Origin of the sequence: Bacteroides sp. RTP31139st1_H2_RTP31139_211217, from assembly GCF_040227615.1 — a bacterium.
GTDB classification, from domain to species: domain Bacteria; phylum Bacteroidota; class Bacteroidia; order Bacteroidales; family Bacteroidaceae; genus Bacteroides; species Bacteroides uniformis.
In genome coordinates, this window is sequence record NZ_JBCNZM010000263.1 from 1 (window position 1) to 3,930 (window position 3,930).

The following is a 3,930-nucleotide window of genomic DNA, read 5'->3' on the forward strand; positions in this document are numbered from 1 at the left end:
CCTCCATGCTGCGTTTCAGCGTGTCGGGGTTGTTGGTGAAGCGTACGCCGTGCTGCTCGATGACATTGCTGGCTCCGCTCACGGAAGTGGCTCCGTAGTTGCCGTGCTTGGCAACCTTGTAGCCGGCTCCCGCCACCACGAAGCAAGCGCAGGTGGAGAGGTTGAAGGTGTTCTTTCCGTCGCCGCCCGTACCTACAATGTCGATGGGGCGATAGGGGGCGAAGTCGATGGGAAGGCGTGTCTCCATCAGTGCTTCGCGGAAACCGATAAGCTCGTCCACAGTGATGCTCCGCATCTGGAAGGCAGTGAGCAAGGCTGCTATCTGCGCCTCAGGATACATTTCCTTGGTGATGTTGAGGAGGATTTGTTTGGTTTCCTCCGACGTAAGCTCTTCGTGGTTAAAGAGACGGGTGAGTATTGCTTTCATCTTTTTATTTACGATTTGACGATTTACGATTTGACGATTGAATTTACTCTTTTTCTGAAGTGCCTCATTTGAAAAGCCAGTTTTTTACGATTGTTTTTCCGTCGGGTGTCAGTACCGATTCAGGATGGAACTGGATGCCGTGTATGTCATACTCCCGATGTTTCAGCGCCATGATTTGTCCTTCGGGGCTGATGGCGGTAATGGCCAGCGCTTCGGGAAAGTCCTCCGTATCGACCACCCAGGAGTGGTATCGTCCGACGGGAATCCTATCGGGTAAACCGCAGAAGATATAGTCTTCTTCGAGAGAAATACCTTCATAATCCTTCCCCCCTAATCCTTCATCCCTAATCCTTAATCCTTCCCCCTTCATTCTTATCTCCGTCTGTACCCCATGGAACACCTCTTCCAGATTGACCAGCTTTCCGCCGAACACTTGTCCGATGGCTTGTTCGCCCAGACAGACACCGAGTATGGGTTTCCGTCCGGCATAGGTGCGGATGACATCCAGCAACAGTCCGGCTTCCTCGGGGACACCGGGGCCGGGTGAGAGGATGATTTTATCGTATGGCTCCAATTCTTCGAGCCGGAATTTATCGTTGCGCAGCACATCCACTTCTGCGCCAAGCTCTTTCACCAGATGGGCAAGGTTGTAGGTGAAGGAGTCGTAATTGTCTATGATAACTGTTTTCATCTATTTATTTACTATTTACAATGTACAATGTACCATTTAGCTGCGCAATGTACGCCGCATGGCAAATTGTACTTTGTACATTATACATGGTACATGAACTCACATTTTCTCTGCCATCTCAATCGCTTTTTTCAGTGCGCCGAGCTTGTTGTTCACTTCTTGCAGTTCGTACTCGTCGTTGCTCTTGGCTACGATGCCGCCGCCTGCCTGGAACCAGAGGACACCGTTGCGGCTGACAAAAGTACGAATCGTAATCGCCTGGTTCAGCGAGCCGTTCAGTCCGATGAAACCGATGCAGCCGCCGTAGGCTCCACGGTTGTGCGGTTCCAGCTGGCTGATGAGTTGCATGGCGCGTACCTTGGGGGCACCGCTCAGGGTACCGGCAGGGAAGGTGTCGATGAAGGCCTTGACGGGGTCGGCCTCTTCGCGGAGCGTTCCGCTGACACGGCTGACGAGGTGGATGACATGGCTGTAATACTGCATCTCCTTATAGAAGTCCACCTTTACATCGTGGCAGTTGCGGGAGAGGTCGTTGCGGGCAAGGTCCACAAGCATCACGTGTTCGGCGTTCTCTTTGGGGTCGTCGTGCAGGTACCGGGCATTGAGGGCGTCCTGCTCTGCATCGCCGGTGCGCTTCGTGGTTCCGGCAATGGGGTCGATATAGGCATGGCGGCCTTCGATGCGGCAATGGGTTTCGGGAGACGAGCCGAAAATGCGGAAGCCCCCGAAGTCGAAATAGAACAGATAGGGAGAAGGGTTGATGCTGCGCAGGGCACGGTAGAGCTTGAAGTCATCGCCCGTGAAACGCTGCTCGAACCGGCGGGAGAGGACTATCTGGAAAACGTCGCCGCGCAGACAGTGGGCGATGCCCCGGCGGATATTCGCCGTGTGCTCCTCGTCCGTAAGCGGGGAGGTGGTGGGGCCGATGGCGCGGAAATCGTAGGCGGTGTAGTTGCGGTTATGGATGGCCTTCTGTACCTGGTCCAGTCCGCTGGTCTCGCCGGGCGCCAGCATCTCGAGGAGCAGCATCTCATTCTTGAAGTCGTTGAAGACGATGAGGTACTTATATAATATGTACAGCATGTCCGGCGCATCGTTGGTAGCTTCGCGGCTGTCCTTCACGGGGATATTCTCGAAGTAGCGGACAGCATTGAAGGAGGTGTATCCGTAGAGTCCGCAGTAATTGCTGTATTCGCCCTCCACGCGGAAGCGGCAGAGGAAATCGTTCAGTGCGTTTTCCACCCGGTATTTTTCGGTTATGGGATGCTCTTCGCGGCTGTCGTCCGGCAGACGGAAGATAGCCGTGCCGTGGTCTATGCTGACACTTGCCAGCGGACACAGAGCGATGAACGAGCGGTTGTTCTCACTGCCATGATAGTCGGAACTCTCCATAAGTGCGCTCTGCGGAAAGATGTCGCGCACCTTCAGATACGTGCTCACCGGCGTATGCAAGTCACCGAGCATGGTGCGGCTGATTGTTTTATAATCATATTGTTTCATTGTATCTTGTATTTTATTTCATTGCATCTCGTATTTTCAAATAGCTCATCACTTATCACTTATAACTCATCACTCAAATACGTCTCTATATCCTTATCCCCCCGTCCCGACACCGTCAGCACCACCACGTCCGTCGGCTTGAACCTCATCTTCTCCAGCGCACCCAGTGCGTGGGCACTTTCCAATGCGGGGATGATGCCCTCGAGCCGGGTCAGTTCGTAGGCGGCGCGGATGGCTTCGTCGTCGTTGACGGCGAGGACGATGGCACGCTTCTGCTTGGCAAGGTTGGCGTGCATGGGGCCGATGCCCGGATAGTCCAGTCCGGCAGAGATGGAATAGGGCTCTTCTATCTGTCCGTCCTCGTTCTGGATGACGTAGGTGCGCGAGCCGTGGATGATGCCCATCTTGCCGAGGGCGATGGTGGCGGCTGTCATTCCCGTTTCAATGCCTTTTCCTCCGGCTTCGGCGAGGACGATTTGCACGTGCGGGTCGTTGACGTAGTGATAGATGGTGCCGGCTGCATTGCTTCCTCCGCCTACGCAGGCGATGAGGTAGTCGGGGCATTCGCGTCCCTCGTGTTCAAGGAGCTGCTTCCTTATTTCTTCGCTGATGACGGACTGCAGGCGTGCCACCATGTCGGGGTACGGATGCGGGCCGACGGTGGAACCTATCACGTAGTAGGTGTCCGAGGGATGACAGCACCAGTCGCGGATGGCTTCGTTGGTGGCGTCCTTCAACGTCATATTGCCAATGGTGACGGGAACGACGGTGGCGCCGAGCATCTTCATCTTCTCCACATTGACGCGCTGGCGCTCTACGTCGGTCTTACCCATGTAGACGATGCATTCCATGTTCATCAAGGCGCAGACGGTGGCTGTGGCCACCCCGTGCTGCCCGGCTCCGGTTTCGGCGATGATGCGGCGCTTGCCCATGCGGCGTGCCAGCAATACCTGCCCGATGCTGTTGTTGATTTTGTGGGCACCGGTGTGGTTCAGGTCTTCACGCTTGAGGTAAATCCGGCAACCGTACTTCTCGGACAAGCGGTGTGCCAAGTAGAGTGGGGAAGGGCGTCCCACGTAGTCGCGCAGCAACTGGTCGTATTCACGCTTGAAGTCCTCACTTTGCAGCACTTTGAGGTAGGTGTTCTGCAACTCTTCTACACATTTGTGGAGGATTTCGGGAACGTATGCCCCGCCGAACTCTCCGTAATAACCTTCTTTGTCAACTAAGAAATTCATCATGTTATTTACTATTTGACGATTTACTATTTACTATTTCAGAAATCAAAACGCATTATTGCTTAAACGAAAAG

The 3,930-nt window shown here is 54.4% G+C and carries 4 protein-coding genes; all 4 read right to left on the reverse strand.

What is annotated here, in order from left to right; all coding sequences use genetic code 11:
* A partial coding sequence (locus ABUA47_RS23535) for an anthranilate phosphoribosyltransferase (RefSeq protein ID WP_410520196.1) occupies positions 1–427 on the reverse strand: 427 nt, incomplete at its 3' end.
* A gap of 64 nt (positions 428–491) precedes the next feature.
* Positions 492–1,118, reverse strand: a complete 627-nt coding sequence (locus ABUA47_RS23540) for an anthranilate synthase component II (RefSeq protein ID WP_178291952.1) — start codon at positions 1,116–1,118, stop codon at positions 492–494.
* Between the two features lie 99 nt (positions 1,119–1,217).
* Complete coding sequence (locus tag ABUA47_RS23545; protein ID WP_349832152.1) at positions 1,218–2,618, reverse strand: anthranilate synthase component I family protein; 1,401 nt, start codon at positions 2,616–2,618, stop codon at positions 1,218–1,220.
* A 59-nt stretch (positions 2,619–2,677) separates the two neighbouring features.
* Positions 2,678–3,856, reverse strand: a complete 1,179-nt coding sequence (gene trpB, locus ABUA47_RS23550; RefSeq protein WP_349832153.1) for a tryptophan synthase subunit beta — start codon at positions 3,854–3,856, stop codon at positions 2,678–2,680.
* Between the last annotated feature and the right edge of the window lie 74 nt (positions 3,857–3,930).

Coding starts and splice junctions, on each gene's coding strand:
- ABUA47_RS23540 (WP_178291952.1), bottom strand. CDS start 1,118: ATGAAAACAGTTATCATAGACAATTACGACTCCTTCACCTACAACCTT.
- ABUA47_RS23545 (WP_349832152.1), bottom strand. CDS start 2,618: ATGAAACAATATGATTATAAAACAATCAGCCGCACCATGCTCGGTGAC.
- trpB (WP_349832153.1), bottom strand. CDS start 3,856: ATGAATTTCTTAGTTGACAAAGAAGGTTATTACGGAGAGTTCGGCGGG.